Source organism: Winslowiella sp. 2C04 (assembly GCF_050037805.1).
GTDB lineage: Bacteria > Pseudomonadota > Gammaproteobacteria > Enterobacterales > Enterobacteriaceae > Erwinia > Erwinia toletana_A.
Window position 1 is genome coordinate 3,437,300 of the sequence record NZ_CP188300.1, and the last position, 21,799, is coordinate 3,459,098.

11 protein-coding genes and 1 pseudogene are annotated in these 21,799 nt (G+C 52.6%); 5 read left to right on the top strand and 7 right to left on the bottom strand.

The window, feature by feature from the left end; all coding sequences use genetic code 11:
• Positions 1 to 85: 85 nt before the first annotated feature.
• Both ACP3TC_RS15550 and ACP3TC_RS15555 read left to right on the top strand, forming a co-directional pair.
• A pseudogene (locus ACP3TC_RS15550) lies at positions 86 to 913 on the top strand (alpha/beta hydrolase); the annotation flags it as partial.
• A 128-nt stretch (positions 914 to 1,041) separates the two neighbouring features.
• Positions 1,042 to 1,893, top strand: a complete 852-nt coding sequence (locus ACP3TC_RS15555) for an aldo/keto reductase (protein ID WP_426816788.1) — start codon at positions 1,042 to 1,044, stop codon at positions 1,891 to 1,893.
• Positions 1,894 to 1,934: 41 nt separating this feature from the next.
• Here the strand turns inward: ACP3TC_RS15555 and ACP3TC_RS15560 are convergent, their stop codons facing one another.
• A complete protein-coding gene (locus ACP3TC_RS15560; protein ID WP_313856318.1) occupies positions 1,935 to 2,828 on the bottom strand; it encodes a LysR family transcriptional regulator in 894 nt (297 codons plus the stop codon).
• Positions 2,829 to 3,135: 307 nt separating this feature from the next.
• Between ACP3TC_RS15560 and ACP3TC_RS15565 the strand changes: the two genes are divergently transcribed.
• On the top strand, positions 3,136 to 3,387 hold the full coding sequence (locus tag ACP3TC_RS15565; protein ID WP_313856317.1) for a DUF1471 domain-containing protein: 252 nt from the start codon (positions 3,136 to 3,138) through the stop codon (positions 3,385 to 3,387).
• A gap of 219 nt (positions 3,388 to 3,606) precedes the next feature.
• Here the strand turns inward: ACP3TC_RS15565 and ACP3TC_RS15570 are convergent, their stop codons facing one another.
• Positions 3,607 to 4,623, bottom strand: coding sequence for a zinc-dependent alcohol dehydrogenase family protein (locus ACP3TC_RS15570; protein ID WP_426816789.1), 1,017 nt, complete (start codon positions 4,621 to 4,623; stop codon positions 3,607 to 3,609).
• 185 nt (positions 4,624 to 4,808) lie between these two features.
• On the opposite strand from ACP3TC_RS15570, the gene ACP3TC_RS15575 reads away from it, so the two are divergent.
• Positions 4,809 to 5,726: a LysR family transcriptional regulator gene (locus tag ACP3TC_RS15575; RefSeq protein WP_426816790.1), complete on the top strand. Its 918-nt coding sequence runs from the start codon at positions 4,809 to 4,811 to the stop codon at positions 5,724 to 5,726.
• Positions 5,727 to 5,801: 75 nt separating this feature from the next.
• Here ACP3TC_RS15575 and ACP3TC_RS15580 read toward each other — a convergent pair whose 3' ends face one another.
• Both ACP3TC_RS15580 and ACP3TC_RS15585 read right to left on the bottom strand, forming a co-directional pair.
• Positions 5,802 to 6,830 (bottom strand): alpha/beta hydrolase, encoded by a 1,029-nt coding sequence (locus ACP3TC_RS15580; RefSeq protein WP_426816791.1) that lies wholly within the window; start codon positions 6,828 to 6,830, stop codon positions 5,802 to 5,804.
• A gap of 10 nt (positions 6,831 to 6,840) precedes the next feature.
• Positions 6,841 to 8,037, bottom strand: a complete 1,197-nt coding sequence (locus ACP3TC_RS15585) for an MFS transporter (protein WP_426816792.1) — start codon at positions 8,035 to 8,037, stop codon at positions 6,841 to 6,843.
• A gap of 225 nt (positions 8,038 to 8,262) precedes the next feature.
• Between ACP3TC_RS15585 and ACP3TC_RS15590 the strand changes: the two genes are divergently transcribed.
• Complete coding sequence (locus ACP3TC_RS15590; RefSeq protein ID WP_426816793.1) at positions 8,263 to 9,159, top strand: LysR family transcriptional regulator; 897 nt, start codon at positions 8,263 to 8,265, stop codon at positions 9,157 to 9,159.
• Between the two features lie 601 nt (positions 9,160 to 9,760).
• On the opposite strand, the gene ACP3TC_RS15595 is transcribed toward ACP3TC_RS15590, so the two are convergent.
• The 3 genes from ACP3TC_RS15595 to ACP3TC_RS15605 all read right to left on the bottom strand — a co-directional run bounded on the left by ACP3TC_RS15595 (position 9,761) and on the right by ACP3TC_RS15605 (position 21,789).
• Complete coding sequence (locus ACP3TC_RS15595; RefSeq protein WP_426816794.1) at positions 9,761 to 10,783, bottom strand: VENN motif pre-toxin domain-containing protein; 1,023 nt, start codon at positions 10,781 to 10,783, stop codon at positions 9,761 to 9,763.
• Positions 10,784 to 10,911: 128 nt separating this feature from the next.
• A complete protein-coding gene (locus ACP3TC_RS15600) occupies positions 10,912 to 11,304 on the bottom strand; it encodes a hypothetical protein (protein ID WP_426816795.1) in 393 nt (130 codons plus the stop codon).
• Between the two features lie 6 nt (positions 11,305 to 11,310).
• Complete coding sequence (locus tag ACP3TC_RS15605) at positions 11,311 to 21,789, bottom strand: hemagglutinin repeat-containing protein (protein WP_426816796.1); 10,479 nt, start codon at positions 21,787 to 21,789, stop codon at positions 11,311 to 11,313.
• Positions 21,790 to 21,799 lie beyond the last annotated feature (10 nt).

Below are 21,799 nucleotides of genomic sequence, written 5' to 3' on the forward strand. Positions count from 1 at the left end.
TTTCTATTTCTTAAACGTCTTTAATATCGTCGTTTTTGCGTACCTGATGACCGCCGGATTTACTGCACAGTCAGCGGTTACCGAGCCGCTAATTATGCTGCACGGTGCCGGGCAGTTTTCCCGCACCTGGGAAAGCACACCGGATGGCCGCGAAGGTTTCCAGAACATTTTCCTGCGCCGCGGTTTCTCAACGTATCTGGTCGATCAACCGCGTCGCGGTAACGCAGGACGCAGCATGGTTGAAGCAACGGTGACGCCAAAACCGGATGAGCAACTGTGGTTCAATCAGTTTCGTCTCGGCGTCTGGCCTGACTTTTTTAAAGACGTTCAGTTTTCTCATGATAAAGAAGCGCTGAATCAGTATTTCCGCCAGATGACGCCGAATACTGGCCCTTTTGATCTTAAGGTTATCTCCGATGCCATGTCGGCGGTGGTGGATAAAACCGGACCGGCCATCCTGTTCACCCACTCTCAGGGCGGCGGTCCGGGCTGGTATACCGCGATGAAAAACCACAAGGTAAAAGCCATTGTCGCTTTTGAACCCGGCAGTAGCTTTGTGTTTCCCGAGAACGAGTTACCTGCTCCGATGCCCAGCGCATTCGATACGCTGCAAGGTGAACCTGTTCCACTGGATCAATTTATGGCGTTAACCAAAATCCCGATTCTGATTTTTTATGGCGATAACATTCCGCAAAAACCGACGGCAATGCCTGCCCAGGATAGCTGGCGGGTGCGTCTGGCAATGGCGCGGGAATGGCGCGATGTGGTCAATAAACACGGTGGCGATGTTACGGTTATCCATTTGCCTGAAATTGGCATTAAAGGAAACACTCACTTCCCGTTCTCCGATCTCAACAATGTGCAGATTGCCGACCAGGTCAGCAAATTTCTGCAGGAAAAAAATCTGCAGTAGCGTGCAGTGCCGGAGCAGAGTTCTGATGATTAATGAACTCTGCTAATTAGCCCTAGCTTATTACGCCCTCTAATCTAATAAATACCCTTGCGTTATGCTTTAAGTACACAACAGCTAAGGATTACGTCATGCAAACAGTAAAACTGAACAACGGTATGGATATGCCCCTGCTGGGCTTTGGTGTCTTTCAGATGACGGATGCCGCAGAGTGCGAACGCGCGGTTATCGATGCCATTGAGACCGGCTACCGGCTAATTGATACCGCCGCCTCCTACCAGAATGAAACTCAGGTTGGGAATGCGCTGAAGCACAGCGGCATTGCGCGCGAAGAGCTGTTTGTTACCACTAAATTATGGTTGCAGGATGCCCATTACGAAGGTGCAAAAGCACAATTTGAGCGCTCGCTGAATCGTCTGCAGCTGGACTACGTCGATCTTTATCTGATTCATCAGCCTTATGGCGATGTTCATGGCGCGTGGCGTGCGATGGAAGAGTTGCATCAGGCCGGTAAAATCCGTGCAATCGGCGTCAGCAACTTTCAACCCGACAGACTCGCCGATTTAATCGCTTTCAATAAGGTAGTGCCTGCGGTTAACCAGGTGGAAGTCAATCCGTTCAATCAGCAACTCCATGCGGTGCCGTGGATGAAGAGCCGTGGCATTCAGCCAGAAGCCTGGGCACCGTTTGCCGAGGGGAAAAATGGCCTGTTCCAGCATCCGCTGTTAACCGCCATTGGTGAACGGTATGGCAAAAGTGTCGGCCAGGTGGTACTGCGCTGGATTTATCAACGCGGCATTGTTTCGCTGGCAAAATCGGTACGCAAACAGCGAATGGCCGAAAATATTGATGTGCTGGACTTTGCGCTGACCGAGGAAGAGATGATGCAAATCACCGCACTGGATAGCGCCACCAGCGCGTTCTTCTCTCATCGCGATCCGGCGATGGTCGAGTGGCTCACCGGTCGTAGACTCGACGTCTGAGACTCAGCATCCGGCGATGCCGCGAAAGGTGTCGCCGGGCGTTAAGCGGAATGTCGCAGCGCCTCGATTAACAACGCAAAAGCTGGAGGATGCTGCTTGCGGCTGGGATAGTAGAGATAATAGCCCGGAAATGTCGGACACCACTCCTGCAGAATCTGGATAAGCGCGCCTGATTTAAGTTCATCCTGAATCATATCTTCCGGCACGCAAGCAATGCCAAATCCGCAAGTAACCGCATCAATTCTTTCGGATAACAGGTTAAATGTCAGTTGCCCCTCTACCCTGACGCGCAGCGGTTTTCCTTCTTTCTCAAACTCCCAGTGATACAGGCTACCCAACGTCGGCAGCCGCATATTAATACAGCGGTGATGCTGTAAATCATGCGGCGTCTGCGGAATACTCTGCGTGGCCAAATAAGCCGGAGCCGCCACCACCGCCATACGCATATCGGGGCCGATTCTGACCGCAACCATATCCTTATCGACACTCTCACCCAGCCGGATACCGGCATCGTAACGGCCATCAACAATATTGACGAATCCATTATCGACCACCAGCTCGATATTAATTTCAGGATATTCTCTCAGGAAAGGTTTCAGTTTTGGCCACAGCAAACTGCGTGCAGCATGCTCGCCAGCAGTCAGGCGAATATTGCCTGACGCCGTGCCATTTAATTGAATCAGGGCTTCCAGCTCCTGTTCCAGATCGGCAAGACGAGGTTCGAGGCAGGTGATAATTCGTTCGCCGGCCTCTGTCGGTGCCACACTGCGGGTGGTACGTGTAAGAAGGCGGATGTTCAGACGTTTTTCTAATGCCTTCATCGCATGGCTTAATGCCGATTGCGAGACGCCAAGTTTAGCCGCTGCTTTGGTAAAACTTCGCTCTCTGGCAACAACCAGGAAGATCTGAAGTTCATTGAAGTTTTCTTTAAGCATGGCAGATTTCCTTAACTGATATAGCCAGAAAGACAGAATGTATCGGCTGCTGGCAAAGCCGGTCATTCTGACTTTATAGCTGATATCAGTGACAAAGAAAATCTGACATTAGCCCGGCGCATCGTTCAAAAAAAAACCAAAAAGTAATTTAATCGCTAATCTGACAAAGATGTCAGATTAGCGTCAGCACCCCGACAGTTAAGCAGCGTATATTCAGTCACTAAGATGCACAGTAATTAAATGCGTCTCTTTAAAGCAGACACGCTAAACTTTTCGACATTTTTTTTACTTTTATGAGGTTATTATTATGAAATCTTTACTGATCGCCACAGTTATTATGGGTATGGGTTCCTTTAGTACGGCAATGGCTGCTCAACCGGTCAATGACACCAGCGGAAAAGAGAAGATTGGCGTGGTTTCCGCCAGTAATGCTTATACGCTTGATGATTTGTCAGCTGCATTATCACTCAAGGCGAGTGAGAAAGGCGCTACGTCGTTCAAAATATTATCCACCTCAGGCCAGAACAAACTGCACGGGGTCGCAGAAATTTATCGCTAAATCCGGATGGCTTATTTCGTCATCATTATCTCTGGCCAATCCCCTGAACGGCATGGCCTTAGGATAATAAGTGCAATTTCTGTCCGCTGGATAAACCTGCTGTACGGTAAACTGCTGAAGAGCCAATTGCCATAAACTTCTCGTGACGGTAACAATGGCATCTTCAGCCGTTTATTTTTGAATTATACTTCTGGTCGAAATATGAATAACGGTTATTTTTTATTCATCAGCAACTTTAATAACGATTTTGCCAAATGCGCCACGTGAAAGATGCTTAAAGGCGTCAATGACGTGGTCAAAATCATAAACATGCTCAATAACCGGCTTAATATTATGCTCATTCAGAAACGGATTCATGCGATCGAATGAAGAACGTGGTGCAACCGCAATCCCGCGAAGGGTGGTCTGGCGGAAAATCACCGGCATAAGATCGAGCTGCGCCGTCTGGCCGGTCAGAAACCCGACCTGCGCGACCGTTCCGGCAACTTTTGTCGCCGCAACGGACTGATTGATACCGTCACCACCCGCGACTTCTACCGTGATATCTGCTCCTCTGCCCTCGGTAAGCTCAAGCACTTTATGCTGCCAGTCTGGATGCGTTTTATAGTTAATTCCTACATCTGCACCGAGCAACTTAATTCGTTCAAGGTTGGCGTCACTGCTGGAAGTGGCAATAACTCGTGCCCCGTAAGCGTGTGCTATTTGCGTGGCGAAAACCGATACGCCGCCGGTTCCCTGCACCAGCACCGTCTGACCAGGCTGCAGTTTGCCGACATCCATCAAGGCGTACCATGCCGTCAGTGCGGCAATCGGCAATGTGGCGGCTTCTTCATCCGTCATACTGTCCGGGGCGCTAACCGCGCTGTTTTCATGAATAATCATATATTCAGCGAGGCCGCCCGGCAGCGGCATCCCGATGCACCAGGCCGGTTCATCTGCCGCCGGCGCACCGTCAAGCCAGCGGGAATAGAGATGCGAATTTACCCGATCGCCAGCGCTGAAACGTGTTACCCCCTCACCTACAGCGACAACGGTACCTGCTGCATCAGAGACCGGAATCAGGGGTTTAGGCACCAGGTGCGGCTCATAAAACCCTTCAACGATGGCTTTATCGCGAAAATTCAGGGAAACCGCACCCACTTTAACCAGCAATTCCCCCGGCCCCGGCTGGGGTGTCGGCACTTCTTCAGGCTGCAAATTCTCGAGACCGAAATCTTTCAATAACCATGCTTTCATTTTGTCTGCTTCCCATTTAGTGAACTTAAGATGCAGTCAGCATAAGTTTGCCAGCCCGAGGGAAAAAGCGGTCAGCTGGTAATTCAGTGTTATCACAGCGGAAACAATCCTGTGACTGGAGTGAGAAGGTTTATAATCCGCCTTATCCGTGTTACTGAAATTACGCTGTGGAGCACTCGTTTAACATGCAATCCAACATGCTCGAACTGATGAAGATTTTCGCTCAGGTAGTGGAATCAGGAAGCTTCTCCAAAGCCGCAGACAGGCTACAGATGCACCGTCCGGCGGTGAGTAAGGCCATCCAGCAACTGGAGGACGAACTCGGCGTTAAGATCCTGCACCGTACGACACGCAGACTGAGCGTAACGGAAGAAGGAGAGGAGATTTATCAGCGTTCTAAGTTAGTTCTGGCTGATGTCAGCGACATGATGGCTTCTTTTTCACCCACTCAGCCGCCGCGTGGTCGCCTGCGCGTTGATGCGCCGCTGGCGCTGACGCACGCCATTCTGGTGCCGGCATTAAGCGAATTTCAGACGCTTTATCCTGAAATTGAACTGGTCCTCACCGCTTCAGACAGAATCACGGATTTCGTTTCAGAAGGTATCGACTGTGTGATCCGGCTGGGTGAGCTGGAGGATTCGAGCTTTATTTCTCGCCGAGTCGGCAACGTGTCGATGGCAACCTGCGCTTCCCCTTCCTATCTCGCCCGACAGGGCGTTCCGCTGACACCTGACGATCTGGTACATCACAAAGCGGTAAATTTTTTCAGCGAGCACAGTCGTGAAGTGATGGACTGGAATTACGCTATCGACGGAGAGATTATCTCGCGTCGCCCAGGCAGCAATATGCTGGTCAATAACTCTGACGTGCTGATTTCCTGTGGGCTGGCCGGGCTGGGAATGCTTCACGCCCTGCGCACCGCGCTGGAGCCGCATATTCAGTCCGGAAAGCTAATCGAAGTGCTGGCTGAATACGCGACGGTAACCAAGCCTGTTTCGGTGCTTTATCCGGATCGGCGCTATCTTTCACCAAAGGTTAGGGTATTTACCGACTGGTTCTCGGCGTTGTTTGCGAAGCAGCAGACTCTGCTTATTTCTTCATGACGTTTTGTAATGGACTGCGCCGGACACACGCCACTTAATACCAGCCTCTGCCAATAAGAGGCTGGTAACGAGGTTTTACTTCAGATTTGCCTGAAAGAATGATGTCAGCCTGGCAAAAGGAATCAGATCGGTACGGTCATAGAGATCCACATGCCCGGCACCCGGTACGATATACAGCTCTTTAGGCTGCCCCGCGCGTTTATAAGCATCCTCGCTGAACTCCTTCGAATGCGCCTGATCGCCAGTGATAAACAGCATTGGACGCGGTGAGATAGTTTCAATATCGTTAAACGGATAGAAATTCATAAACTTCACATTGCTGGTCAGTGTTGGATGCGTCGTCAGCTGAGGAGTGGTGCCCTCTGGGGTAAACTCGCCGCGCGGAGTACGGTAGAAATCATAAAACTCTTTCTCAATCGCTGAAGAATTTTCATCGATTTTATCTACCGTGCCGCTGGTGTATTGAGTTTCGCCACCGGTGAACTCGCTATAACGCTGCTCTGCTGCTGCGGCGATAATCTGTTTACGCTGTTCCAGCGTTAATGAGTGGTTAAGCGCGTTGCGGTTAGCCGATCCCATGTCATACATGCTGACGGTAGCAATCGCCTTCATGCGCGGATCGATTTTCGCCGCGCTGATAACAAAGCTGCCGCTGCCGCAAATACCCAACACGCCGATACGATTACGGTCGATAAACGGGCGTGTCCCGAGGTAATCCACTGCCGCGCTGAAATCTTCGGCATAGATATCAGGCGAGACGGCATTACGCGGCTGCCCCTCACTTTCTCCCCAGAAGGAAAGATCGATAGCCAGCGTAACAAAACCTTGTTCTGCCAGCTTCTGGGCATAAAGATTTGAGCTTTGTTCCTTAACTGCGCCCATCGGATGCCCGACGATAATCGCCGGATTTTTGGCTTTTTGATCCAGACCTTTCGGTATAAACAGATTACCGGTGACGGTCATTTGGTACTGATTTTTAAAGGTGACCTTTTGCTGGGTAACCTTATCGCTTTTATAAAAATTATCCGCTCCCTCAGACATATCGGCGGCTGTTGCAGCAAACGAGCCAATCAACAGCCCTAACAGCAGGGTAAATTTTCTCACTGTGGCATCCTCAGTTGGTTTGAGTAATCTCTTTACGAGAGGTCAATAAAGTCAGCGCGGCAGCGATAATCAACAGAGCCGCGCTGATGATGAAAGTGCTTTGATAGCCGCTGTGGTCGAAGGCGAAGCCGCCAACCGTTGAGCCGAATGCAATGGACAGCTGCACTATCGCCACCATCAGTCCACCGCCCGCTTCGGCATCATTCGGCAGCGTTCTGGCTATCCACGTCCACCAGCCGGTCGGTGCAGCAGTGGCGATCAGCCCCCATAAACCCAGCAGCGGAGCAACAATGAATACGCTGTGACCAAAAGCGATCAGCGCGCCGGCAACGGCGGCCATCAGTAAAGGAATGGCTATCAGCGTGGGATAAAAAGCAGATTTTAAAAACACGGTTATCACCAGCGTACCAATAAAGCCCGCCACGCCGATGGTCAGCAAAATAAGAGAGAGCATGGAGATATTTACCCGCGTCACCGTTTCAAGAAACGGGCGTAAATAGGTAAACAAGGAAAACTGCCCCATAAAAAATATTCCGCAGGCTGCAAGCCCGACCACTACCAGCGGGTTAGCCAATAAACGAAAAACCGTGCCTTCGGATTGACGGTTCTGATCCGTTTTCATCCCAGGCAGGCTGATGTACTGCCAGATAAAGGCGATAACTGCGATCGGAACCAGACAAAAAAAAGCTCCGCGCCAGCCAATAATCGAACCCAGATAACTGCCAAGCGGTGCAGCAACGACGGTGGCAAGGGCATTACCGCCGTTAAAGATTGCCAGCGCCCGCGGCACCAGATGCTGCGGCACCATGCGTATTGCGGTGGCGGCAGACATCGACCAGAATCCGCCGATCGCGACACCTATCAGGGCGCGCCCGACCATATACACCAGGTAATTGGGCGCTGAAGCGATAATCACACCAGAGACTGCCATCAAAGCCGTCATCGCCAACAATAAAAATTTGCGGTTAACATTTCTGGCAATGGTGGACAGCGATAGACTGGTTATGACCGCCAGCGCCCCGGAAATCGCGATTCCCTGCCCTGCCAGCCCTTGTGAAACGTTTAAATCTGCGGCAATCGGCGATAGCAGACTGACCGGCATAAATTCCGATGCAACCAGCACAAAGACGCATAACGTCATCGCAAAGACGCCGCTCCAGTACGCGTGTTGTTTGTGATGTGATGCCTCATTCGACAATATGGACATAATCGCCAGCTCCCGTTAAGTCCCCGACCGTTTTCAGGCAAGCCGGGGCCGGACGCTATTCAGAGGAATAACGTCAAAATAAATAGTCAGAAAAACCGACAGCGCGTAGTCGCGATTGCGCAGTAATCACTGGTTGGAAATTTTACACTTCGGGAGTAGGGTTACTAGCTAATGAATACTTAATGGGCTTATAAGTGTTGCTTATAAATAATGAGAGGAACGCTGATGAAGCGCAATCTTAATGACCTGGTTTACTTTGTTACGGTCGCGCGTGAAGGCAGCTTTACCCGCGCAGCTGCGCATCTTGGCGTGACTCAACCCGCTCTCAGCCAGGCGATTTCAGCGCTGGAAGATCGCTTGCAAATTCGCCTGCTGACGCGAACCACCCGCAGCGTATCACCCACTGCCGCGGGCGAACGCCTGTTACAAGCCATCGGCACCCGCATTGATGAAATTGAAACCGAGCTGGATATGTTAACCGAACTGCGCGACAAGCCAGCCGGAACGGTACGCATCACCTGCGGCCCTGATGTTTTGCACACCACTCTGCTCCCCAAGCTAACGCCACTTTTGCGCGAATATCCGGATATTCATATCGAATTCGATGCCAACCACGGCTTTCGCGATATTGTCGCGGACCGTTTCGATGCGGGAGTACGGCTTGGCGACACCATTGATAAAGATATGATTGCCTTGCCGATTGGCCCCAAATTACGCATGGCGGCGGTGGCTTCTCCGGACTATTTTGCGCGATATCCTGCGCCGAAAACCCCCTATGAATTGACGCAACACCAGTGTATTAATCAACGCCAGATCAGTTCTGGCGGGCTGTACGTCTGGGATTTTGATCAGGATGGGGGCGATTTAAACGTGCGCGTTAACGGGCAGCTCACATTTAATACAACATCACATATTGTTGATGCCGCACTGGCCGGGCTGGGCATTGCTTTTCTGCCTGAAGAAGAGTTTGGCGACCATCTTAAAGAAGGGCGTCTGGTCCGCGTGCTGAAGCCCTGGTGCCAGCCGTTTCCCGGCTATTATCTGTACTATCCCAGCCGTAAGCAGCCTTCTCCGGCATTTTCGCTGGTGCTGGAGGCGCTGCGTGTCAGAAGCCAGAGCTGATTTGCTTGCTCTGTAACTGTTTGCACCCGCGTAACCGCGACTTCAGGCAAGTGATCTGCAACTTTTGCGTGGCACGGTGAAACAATGATATTAGCGCCACCACCGATTACCGCTGTAATTTGCGCTCTTTTTGGCAGCACATTTAATCCAAATGTCCCGGCCAGTTCTGCGGAGACAATTGCATTATCCTTCGCTATATCACCAGCCAGTTTCGCTTTATCTTCTGTCGTGGCACCCGATGTTTTACCAAGCCAGAACCCAAGATCTGAGCCAGCCATCGCAACCAGCGCGTTATTCTCCACGCTGAGTGACAGGTAGTAAAAAGATCCCGACTAACTGGCCGGGATCATTTACTATCTGTTTTTGCTGTATTGCCTATGAAAGATCCACCAACAACCTATTCCTGCAATAACGCCAGCACTCAAACCTGCTTTTAAACACTTCCAAACATCTATAATTGATATTTGGAATGGAAGATCATAGAAAATTAAAAAAAACAGTTCCGCACATATTTGAAGCAGTAAAAAACTCAAAAATATGACTACTACAGAAACTGTGATGAGATAACTTAATAAAGATAACCAATTACGTTTTTTGATCATCATTTTTTGTTACCTATCTCATCTATTTTCTTGCCTACCTGATCATTAGTGAATTCTGTTGCACCTGAACCTATAACGTTACCCGCGATCCCCGGCAGCGGTTCTAATGGCATCGGCTTCGATATTCCCATTCCTATGTCGACCCACTTCCAGTTCTTCCAGCTCGGATTAAGCACCTTATCAAGTTGTCCCAGAGCCAATTTACCGAATCCATAACCCAGTCCCGATGCCGCCCCACTGATAGCGCCATCTTTCAGAGGGTCATCACTTTTAAGGTAGCTGGAGGTACCACCACTGATAGCATTCACCCCCATTGTGACCCAAAGGCCGGTTCCTGCCGTAAATACCCCTGTCCAGTATCCCAGAATCACATCATTCGGGTTCACTTCACCATTTACCAGCAAACCCACTCCTACGTTCGCTCCAGCTCCAATCAAGCTGGTCGTTGCTGCGGCTCCTGGTAACAATGGCCAGACCATCGCACTACCCATTGCCGCTACAGCCGTTTCGCATGATATTGGTGTTTCGCCACTACAAGCATCCCTGATTGCAGCCTGCTGCTGTTCCTGCCATTTTTCAGCCGTACCAGGTTTGTTCGCCTCCGCTGCAGCCAGTACACTTGCAAGATTATTATTCTCCACAGCCACCTTACCGCCAACAGCACCCGCGCCTGCCGCATACGACGAGTCTCCGGCTACCCCGCCTGCCAGACCTGCGGCTAACGTGCTGAGTGCACTGATATTGGCTTTTTGCTCATTGGTCAGATTACCGGGTTCAATGCCCGGATACAACTCGCTGGCGATGGCTGTTGCGGCCAACTCTCCCGCTGCCGCACCTGCTGCGCCCCCGGCCGCAGAACCGCCTTGCAGCCAGGCAATAACGCCCCCGACAAGTGCATGCCCTGCCGTATTTGCAGCAATATTATCACCCGTGGCTTTTTTCACCGCGGCTGACAGATAAGGAGCCAGCCCACCGGCCAGTGCCTGGTTTTGTCTCCGCCACATGCTGGAACGGCTGCTCATCGAACCCGATGAGGCCCTGTGCAGGATGCTCGAGGGCGACGACTTCCGCCGCTATAAAGATATGGGGGGAAACAGGCAAAAAAAACCCGGCTCAATGGCCGGGCTGCGGTAGCAGGAAGTGAACGCTTTTAGGAGTTAATGTTATTTACTGATATTGAAGGACTAATGGAGGCTAAAATATCTATAACATCATCCACCGTTGAAAACATATAATGAACGACTCCATCGTGCACATTACCATTTTGCTCATTAAACCATTCCAGATACTTAGATTTTTCAACGCGATAAAGTCCTGTAAGCATCCCGCCTTTCTGCTCTTCCTGCATTTTCAACAGGTCACCTTCATCGGTCACTCGGAAGGAATAAATCCAATCGAACAACACCTTAACTTTGCTGCCTTCAGCGTTATCCCCTGAAGATAAAATCAGCTCAAGGGAACCAGAGGAATATCGAAAATCCTCTAGTTCACTATTTTGAAGAGAACCCTCAGCTAGGGGAATTTTAATCAATTTTTCAGTCATATATAGTTACTCGTCATACCTAAACTTGATCCTATTCTTCCCTGATTGGATCTCCAATGTTGGACGACCATCAGTACTACGCTCACGTACGATAACCGTTCGCCCATCGGGTAGCTTACCGACCCTTCCACCTGGTATGTCTTTAATTTCTGTAGGAGATAAGGCATCGAACTCTTTGTTAGCCGCACTACTCCCGCCTGTTCTTTCGAAGAGCTTTGAACGCCCTGTAGTCTCATTCCCTTTCGATGATGTCGAGGTTAAATCCTCAAAAGTAATATTCTGCTTTTCACCGTTCCGTGCATTTTCTTCATCTTCCGGCCCATGACCGCCTGGAGTTCCAGATCCTGCCCCACCCGCTTCTGCTTTCTCTGCATCCGTCAGATCTTTGCCAATATTTGGGCCTGACTCAGTCTCTTTGTCACCATTAAGTACATCAGCGATCGCCACACCCAGACCGGCACCACTAACACCAGCGATGATCCCGCCACCACCATTCAGTGGATCGATAGTCGACTTACAGGTAAGAGGTGTACAACCCAGCGCATTATTCTCAACCGCCACCTTACCGCCAACAGCACCTGCGCCTGCCGCATACGACGAGTCTCCGGCTACCCCGCCTGCCAGACCTGCGGCTAACGTGCTGAGCGCACTGATATTGGCTTTTTGCTCATTAGTCAGATTACCGGGTTCAATGCCCGGATACAACTCGCTGGCGATGGCTGTTGCGGCCAACTCTCCCGCTGCCGCACCTGCTGCGCCCCCGGCCGCAGAACCGCCTTGCAGCCAGGCAATAACGCCCCCGACAAGTGCATGCCCTGCCGTATTTGCAGCAATATTATCACCCGTGGCTTTTTTCACCGCGGCTGACAGATAAGGCGCCAGCCCACCGGCCAGTGCCTGGTTTATGTCTCCGCCGCTTAGTCCGGCCAGTGCACCGGTGATTGCCGTACCAGCTGTCCAGAATGGGCTGCCGATGCCGTATTTCTTGTCGGCCTCAATGTACTCCGGCGAATTCTCCAGCATCGTCTGCTGGCCCGCGGGCGATGCATTATTGTACTCATCCGTTTTTGTCAGCCTTGCCAGTGCAATATCTCTGGCATTCAGCCGAGCCTGCAGCACGACATTTTGCATGGTCTGCACGCCGACCTGGCCGACAGCCTGTGCCAGCGCCTGGTTTTGCTCGATTTTCTCCCGGTCGAAAATTTTATCGATTTGGCCATTCGCGTTGTCAGTATCACGGCTGAGATCATTCAGGTTTTGCGTTTGCTGGCTGGTATCACGCACCGTAATAGTGCCATTGGCGACCGCTGAACTGGTGGTCCCCGATGCACTGCCGTTGATATTGGTGATTACCGGCAGTGCGCCACCAGTATTATGCCGGCCACTGTCATCTACGATTGATGAGAATCCAGCGCTTACCCCCACGCTGCTGGCGTTATAGTCCGCCTTGTTCTGAATGCCATCCCAGCCCAGCGTACCGGTTGATAAGGCGTTATTGGCAGCATTGGCTGTGGAGGCAATCACCGCGCCATTGAGTTGTGTGCGATCGCCGACAACAATGTTATAGCCTTTATCACCCGCAAATAAGCCGCTCTGCTCACCCACGCTGGCATATTCGCTGGACGTTTTAGATTTGCTGATATTAACAGCGGCAGAGCCCGTCATGCTGCCAAGGGTAAAGCTTGCACCACCGCTAACACTTTGTTGCTCACTGCTATAATCATCAGTGTCTTGCAGGCTGGTGAGGGTTAAATCACGACCTGCGCTGGCGGTAATACCCTCAGCTAACGCCTGTGCACCAGAGAGTACGGTGTCGCGCCCGCTGCTGATGCTCAGACTGTCTTTCGCATTGACGCGGGTGTTAACGTACTCCGTCGTTTCGCCATCCGATGAGCCTTTAGCGAAATAACCGCTGGCCTGTACGCCAATACCGGTCTCTTTTCCCAGTGAAATATGACCGCCGACACTCCAGCCGCTTGAATTGTCCTCTGTCGTCTGTTTACTGCTGTTACTCGCTGCCTGAAGCAGCAAATCATTCTCTGCGGCCAGCGTGATCTTATTACCCGTCACACCGCTGCCAATAATATTGATATCGCCCGTTTGATTATTGGCACCGGTTGAAACGATGGCGACATTGCCGCCGCCGGTCACTGAGCTGCCGGTTATCTGATTCTGCTGCAGTTCTGACGTGGACTGACTTTTGCTCGCGCCAATATTGACCTGCAACTGAATAAGATTGCCGTCAATATTGCCGTTCATCAGTTGTGAAGCCTGCGAGGTGGCACCGTTCATCGAAGCCATCCACCCTTGCTCTGCTGCCTGAACCGCATACAGGGCTTTCATCCGGCTATCACCCGTTTGCGAAGCCTGCCTGGCAATATTGTTGAGAGATAACAACGCGTCCGTCACCGGGCTGGACAACGAGACCGTCAGGCCACTTTGCTTTTGCTCGTAGACCTGCTTGCGGGTCAGCATGTCATTGCCAGGATCAATCGTCACAGCGCCGCCGACAATATTCACATCGTCTTTGGCGATGATATCCGAGCCGCCTATATGCGCTTTTTCACCTGCGATCAGGTTTACACTGCCTCCGGTGCTGCCGACTGCGCTGCTGCTCTGACTTTGCGTCGTGCCATCCTGATTAATCTGCTGGCGTGAAGATTTGCTGCCAATGGTTACGCCGAGGCCGCCGCCACTAAACATGCCGCTGGTTTTTTTCTCACTCAGGCGATAGCTGGACTGCTCTTCCTTCGCCGCCTCAATATTCAGGTCTTTACCCGCTTTTAACGTGATATCGCCATCGCCGACGACCGAAGAACCCTGGACGGTCAGGCTTTGTCCGGCGACCACGGACACTTTGTCGCCGCTTAGCTGTGAGGCTTTTTCCGTGCTGGCATAATCCTCTGATACCGTATGCGTAGTCGTGCTGGACAGTAATCCTTTCTTAACCGTGGTTTTCTCGTCGTAGCTGTAATCACTCTCTTGCGCCGTGGTGATATTAACGTCACGGCCTGCGTCTATAGCCAAATCGCCTTTCGCATCAACCTGAGCAGCCTGAGAAGTAATATCACGCCCGGCAACCACCGAACTGTTACCTCCGCTGGCAATCTGCGTCCCTTTCTGACGCACCGTATCGCGGATGCTGACGCTATTGTTACCGTGGTTTTCGCTATATGTATCGCTCTGCTGCGCATCAAGATTGACATCGCGACCTGCACTGAGCGAAACATTGAGATCGGCAGTCAGCTGCGCAGCCTTAGCGTTGAGATCATGACCTGCGCTGGCCTGCAGAGACCCTCCCGCGCTGATATTGCTCACCTGACTGTCGGTAGCGTGTGCGCTGCTGACTGCCGTCGATTTACTGGTGCTAAGCACATTACTGTTAAGATTGATATCGTTCAGCGCCACCAGCTGCAGATCACTGCCCGCGCTAAGTTTCGCTGCGGTGTTGTTGATGTTGTTGCCCGCACTGAGCGACAGGCCCTGACCGGCAGTAATGCTGGCAACATCACCGGTCTGCGTCTCACTGAACGTCAGTAACGCGCTGTTATTTTCGCTGCTGCCCGCTGCGGCATTCCATTGCTGCGCCTGGGTGATGTTATTGATATCCCCGGCCACAGATTGCAAAGCAACGGCCTGCCCGGAAATCGACGAGCCAATATTATTGATATCACCCAGTGCGCTGAGTTGCAGGCTGCCGTTGGAGGCGATCAGACCGGCATTGAGGTTATCCAGCGTGCTGCTGCTTTTTGCCGTCAGCTGTATCTCTGCCTGTAATGTACTGCCTGCATTAACGATATGCCCGGACTGAAGATTAACGCTGCTGCCGGCGATCACACTACCGGTTAACACCTTGACATCATTGGCAGAAAGATAAAGCTTAGGCGCAAGAACGGTCTGCCCGTTAACGGTAGTTTTCTCCCACCAGATAATACTGCTGGTCAACGCTGCGACCTGATCCTGCGTGAGGCTGACGCCAAATTGCAGGCCAAGCCCACTCTGCTGTGCAGCTGCGTTATCGATCAAATACTGCATCTGCTCCAGATCAGAGCCGGTTCCGGCGACGTAACGCTGGCCGGTCTGGCTGAGTACCGCATTACTGATATAACGGGTATCAAACGCCGCATCGCCAAGAAATTTATAGTCGTAATCCGGTCTCAGATTAAGCCTGTCGAGAAAGTAGGCTGAGCCGATAAATTGACTCTGATCGGTGTACAACGCCGCCGTCTCAATACGCGGCGCGGTTGGCGTACCCGGTATAACCGCAGGATTCGCTATCTCACCGGCCACAGGGATCCCGCCCGGTAAGGCCTCAGGACTCTGCGCTGAACCGGCCGGTCGTGCGAGATAATCATTTAACGCCTGAAATAATCCAGCATCGGTTTTACCCACGCTGGCCAGCTGCGGATTAGTGGTGACCAGGTACGGACTGGAAGGATCCTCGCTCGCCACAAAGAGACCATTATTTCCCGTCGGCAACGGATAGTCCGTCAGCGCTGCGCCCTGATTACCGATCTGCTTAAGCGCACTGCCAATCGATTCGCTCCACTGTACGGAACCCACGACCAGATTCCCTGCGCTTGCCAGTTGCTGGCCTGGTGTTCCGCTGACCGGTTGCAGGCCTGGCATACCCATTAACGTTGGTGCACTGATTACCTGCGATAAACCGCCCGCGTTAGCGGTTGTCGTCGTGTTACTGATGTCATCACGGAAGCTGGCGTTGACGGCACCGCCTGCCTGAATAACTGAACGATAACCTTCACCAGTATTGACCGTTTCATAGACGGGGCCGCCGACAAGATTGTAGGTAACGAGACTATCGGTTGAATTAGATCTAAAGCAGCACTGCTCAGAATCTGGTGCGAAGAAAGCCAGATCGTACCGGCCACTGAACTCCTTGCTCGCCTGCTTTCCGGTATACTGATACGTCAGATACTCATTCTGAACGCCATTTTCATAGGACTGATTATTCAGCGATTGGCCCGATAAAGAAATATTGCCGCCGGCGAGAATATTACTGGCGATATTATCAAGGGTATCTGCCGCGACGGTCAGATTACCGTTGGCCGCTATACGGCCTGCACCACCATTGGCCTGAGCCGCAACCGTTGAGCTGGCCACTAAATAGCGTTTTTCCGCTCCGCTACTGTTAGGTGCAAGATAAAAGTGTTCGTCATCGGAGCCATTACTGTGACCGGTACTGCCGCCCGTTTTCACCGTTTCCGTGTAGAAACCCAGCTCGCTTTCGTCTAAATCCCCTAATCTCATATCAACCGAGCTTTGACCCAGCCACAAAGGTCCATCAGCCGGTGTGAGCGAGGTGTTGACCACCACCAGTCCATCACGCTGGTTTAGCAGATGATCGGTGTTAATGGTGATATCGCCACGGGTGGTTTCAATATTACCTGAGGTATTGACCACTTCATTGCTGGCATGACCCGCCGCGTCCCTTTGCATCCACAGGCTATTGCCCGCCAGAATGTCACCGCGATTATTTTGAATACTGTTCGCCAGCAGCTGCATGTTGTTACCGGCATAAATCAGCGCACTGTTAATCAGTTGGGTGGCAGCAGTCATCACCAGATTGCCTGCGCCACCAATAAATCCGCTGTTACTGATAAGTCCGCGGCTGTTCAGGGCAATATCACCACCGGACTGCACGCTGCCGCTGTCACTGAGTGTGATATTACCGGCATCAACAGCCACGCGCCCTTCTCCACCGCGCAGTTGACCTTGATTCACAAAGTTCCCGGTCGCGCTGAGCAGAATATCGCTTCCCTGAAGCGTGCCCAGCACGTTGAGGTCGCCCTGAGTACTTAAGTTAAGTGCCTGACCTGCCGCCAGTATCCCGCTCTGAGTGAACCCCGACCCAAGTTGTAACGTCATGTCACCGAGTGCCAGTACGCTGCCCGACTGAGTCAATGTCGGTGTCACCAGCGTCAGCGATCCCGCGCTAAAGAGATTGGCGCCCGACAGATTTTCAATATTTTGCAGACTGAGATTAAGCGCCTGACTGCCGAACAGCGTGCCGCTGTTGCGCAGCGCATTGCCGGTTAATTGCAGCCGATCGCCCTGAAGCTGCCCCTGATTGTTCACCGTCCCGACGCTCACTGCCCCGTCGCCCTGTGCCGTCAGCGTACCGTTGTTGTTCAGTGTGTTACCGCTGAGAGTCAATCCCTGAGCCTGCAGTACACCGCTGTTGTTCAGGACAGGCGCAGACAGCGTCAGTTTACCGCCGGTCAGCAGACTGCCCTGATTATTAAGGCTATCGACCAGCGTCAGCTGGCTAATGCCATCGCCCTGAATGTGTCCCTGATTGAGCAGCGACTGCGCCCCGAGTTCGAAGATTCCCTGACTGCGCAGCGTGCCGCCCAGCAGATTGCTGACATCACCCTGAACCGTCGCCAGCAGGCTATGCTGGCTCTCGACTTGTCCGAGGTTAGACAGGCTATTGGTTTTCAGGATCAGATCGTTTGCCTGGATATTGCCGCGGTTGGCAATACTCCCGGCATTCAGGGTGCTGGTGCCAGCGCTAAGTAATGTGGCGTTCTGCTGCAGCTGTAATGCGCCACTCAGCGTCGCCGCCAGTTGGCTGACGCCAGTGATCGCGCCGCCGTTAGTTAGGGTTTCGCCCTGAAGTGTGAGATTATCGGCCGACCAGTTTCCCTGATTATTCAGGCTACCTGCCTGCAGAATAGCCAGTCCGGAGGAGATAATTTTACCTGAGGCCAGGGTGTTGAGTTCGCCAGAGAGATTGAGCGTTGCACGCGAGACAGTTTGTATCGCACCACTGAGATCAAGCTGGCTGGCATGCAGTTCCGTATTGTCAGCCTGCCAGCGACCTTCATTGATAACATGATTGGCCGCGATGTTTAGCGATCCTTGCGTCAGCACACTGCCGGACGCCGCATTGTTAAGATCCTGCTGAAGCTGAGCAGTCAGCGCTTTCAGGCCAATCAGATTACCGCTGTTATCTGCACTATCCGCGATAACTGTCAGCGTATCGCCCTGAATCTGCCCCTGATTATTCAGGTAACTAACTGAGATCGCGGCATCTTTTCCACTGAGCAACTGGCCGCTGTTATCCAGTTGGGTTGCACCAACGGTTGCCACACCTTGCGTCAGCAGGCTGCCCGAATTGTTGAGCGTATTGTCTATGTTCAGGGAAAGCCCGTTGCTGCCCAGCACCGTACCGCTGTTGGTAAAGCTGTTGCCAGCAACATTCAGCGCATCTGCTTGCAAACGCCCCTGATTGTGGAATTCACCCAGTTGTAAGTCGAGCAATCCGCCGGAAAGCACGCGCCCGGATGCACCATTGCTCAGCAAGTCGGCGGTTAGCGTGAGGTCAGTACTGCCCTGCAGCAAACCCTGGTTCGTCACGCTGACGGCGTTGATGTCTGTCATTGTTGCCGCCAGCTCGCCTGCATTAATCAGAGAGCCGGTCGACAGGCTGAGATTGCCTGTCGCCGCGACAACGCCAGACTCTTGGTTAGTCAGACTGGTAATGGCGTTAATAGCCAAGTGGTCTGCAGAAAGACGTCCCTGGTTAACCAGCGTATCGCCTTTAAGCAATATCTGGTTTTTCGCAGTAAGTTGCCCCTGCTGCTGAAGCGTTTTCGCTTCAATTTGCAGGCTGTCGTCTGCGGTGATAGCCCCTTTGTTGCTTAGGGCACTGACCCTGAGGGCAACCGCATTCGCCGCCAGTGTGGCCGCGCTATTCACTATCCCGGCAAGCAGCGTCAACGCTCCGGGCGTGACCAGCCTGCCGTCTAAATCTGCCCGCTGCGTTGCCGTGAGGCTAAGCGCATTTTTACCCTGGATTTGCGATTCGCTGCCGGTGATCAGCTGCCCGGTTTTCAACGTCATCGCGCCGTCAGCGGATAAAAATCCATTGAGCGTTGCCGATGCTGTATCCAGCATGACATCACCCTGACTGGTTTGCACTGAACCGACGCGGCTGGTCAGCGACCCAGCGTGAAGCTCTGCGCCCCGCGTTGCGGTTAATCTGCCCCCCAGCCCGGCCAGCTCAGTGTGAAGCGTAAGATATCCACCGGACAACAACGTGCTGTTATCGCCTGAGGTCAGTTCATCACGTACGTTCAGGTCAATATTTCCCTGTGCCCCAATCAGCCCCTGATGATTGAGCTGATTCAGGGTTAAGGTCTGATCACCAGCGGATTGCGACGTGCCAGTGTTATTGAAGGTTTCACCGTTAAGCCACTGGCTCCCCATCGACTGAAGCAGCCCGTCGTTATTTAACGTTCTGAAACTAAACTGCCCATTACGATTAGCCGCCAGCGTGCCGCCGTTGCGAAAATCACCGGAAGAGAACGTCAGATCCTGACCGGCAATCAGGCTACCCAGCCACTGACCTCCTTCGGCGATCTGCGCATTAATATCACGGTGTGCGGAGATCTTACCGCTACCGGCGGCATTAAGTTCACGGGTGTCAATTATCAGATTTTTGCCCGCACTGCTCACCCCATCAAGTTGCTGCTGAAGGGCTAACAGGCGCATATCGCCCAAAGACGTCAGCGAGCCAGTATTAGTGAGCACCAACTCACCGCCACTGACCTCCACGCTTTGTGCCTCCAGCACACCCGCCAGCGTGGCGCGATGGCTGGAAGAAATCGACAAATCTTTATCGCTGTGGATCTTGCTATCTGTGCCCACGGCAAGATCGCTGGCATTCAGGCTGATATTGCCCGGCGTTGAAAGCTGACCATTTAGCCACTGCTGCGCTACGTTGAACTGAATATCACCCAGACTGGTGATCAGAGAGTGTGATCCGGCAGAGACCGATGCAGCATTGAGCATCAATCCGCTTTTACCAGTCAGCACGCCGTCAAAAGTCATCTGGCCGCCACCCATCGTCAACCGATCGCCCGCGAAAAGGGATCCTTTCTCGTCAAGCGTCAGGCGCTCGGCTGCCTGTAGCTCCAGTGATTGCTGCGAACCGATAAGCCCAAAATTATAAACATTATTAGTAAAGATTTGCTGTACGCCGCCAGACTGGACATTTCCGCTGTTGCTCAGTTCTGTGGCGTTAATGGTCTGAGAATCCTGCGCCTGAATCAGCCCGCTGTTCGACAGATCCGCGTTGACGCGGAGCTCTGCAGCGCTGTTGGTGGCGAGAGTGCCGCTGTTCTGCAGGCTGTCAGCCTGGATTTTCTGCCCACCGGTGGCCTGAATTTTACCCTGATTATTCAGTGCCGTTGCCTGCACAGCTTGCTCTCCCCGCGCCTGCACTGTACCGGTATTAAGCAGTTTCCTGGTGGTCAGAACGGTATTGCCGTCGGCCGCAATCAGCCCGCTATTGCTGAGATCGCCTGTATTAAGATTAAGATTTTTACCGGCTGTCAGGCTACCCTGCCACTGCCCGCCGTTGCTGGCACTGGCGCTGATATTCCCGGCAGCCGACACCTGCGCCGCACTGTCAGAGCTGAGCTGACCCGCTACCAGCGCCATATTGCCACCGCTGGTGACGCGGCTGCCCTGCATCGCCAGCGTGCCGTCGGTGTTCAGCGCCATATCGCCAGCGGACTGCTGACTACCCTGCAGTGCAATATCCTGCGCATTGGCGATCAGCTTACCCGCCGCCGAGACATTGCTCAGCTTCAGCTTACCGCTGGCATCAATCTGCATATCGCCAACCGCGGTATTCAGGTTGCCGAGATTAACGCCAACTCCTTTTTCACTGGAAACCAGATGGATACGATTGGCGTACATCCCGCCGAGCACGCCGGTATCAATTGCCACCTTCGGCGCATCGCCAGTACCTGCAATCGGCGTAATATGACCCGCAGCATCAACGCGGTTAGCACCGAGGGTAATCGCCGCCTCTTTGGCATAAAGCTGCGCATTGATGTCAGTTGCGCGGGCAATCAGCGCGAACTTGTCACTCTGACTGGCATCCAGCCCTTTACCCTGAATACTGATCGCCCCCTGTGTGACCTCAAGCGACTTAAGTTGCCCGTCTGGCCCCATCACCGGCTTACCTGTGGTCAGCGTTGCGTTCGGTGTGTTGATAAAACCGCAGCCGTTACAGGTAATACCATAGGGATTAGCGACCATAACGCTGGCGGCTTTACCGGCCACTTCCAGGTATCCCTGCAACTGTGAGCGGTTAGGCGCCACCACCTCATTGATGATGCCTTTTGCTTCTTGCCCGGCTTTCAGATTCGGGTTGTTCTGTATCAGCCCCCCAAGCTGGCTTTGAGTCAGCTGACCGGTGGCATTGTTAAGGATTAATCCTTCACTATCGACATTGAACTCATTGTATTTATTGTGGGAGATGCCGGCCTGATTAGGCGTAGCAATATTGACCACCGGCACGCCGTTACCCGCTTTATCCAGCGAGGTATTTCCCGCTGCAACGTTGACGCCAGCGGCAAAAGCAGGCAGCAACGGCTGCCACATAAGCAGGCTACAGAGCAAATAAGTCAGACCACGCTGAGACAGTTTTACCGGTTTGTTATGGTTCATCCCTGATACC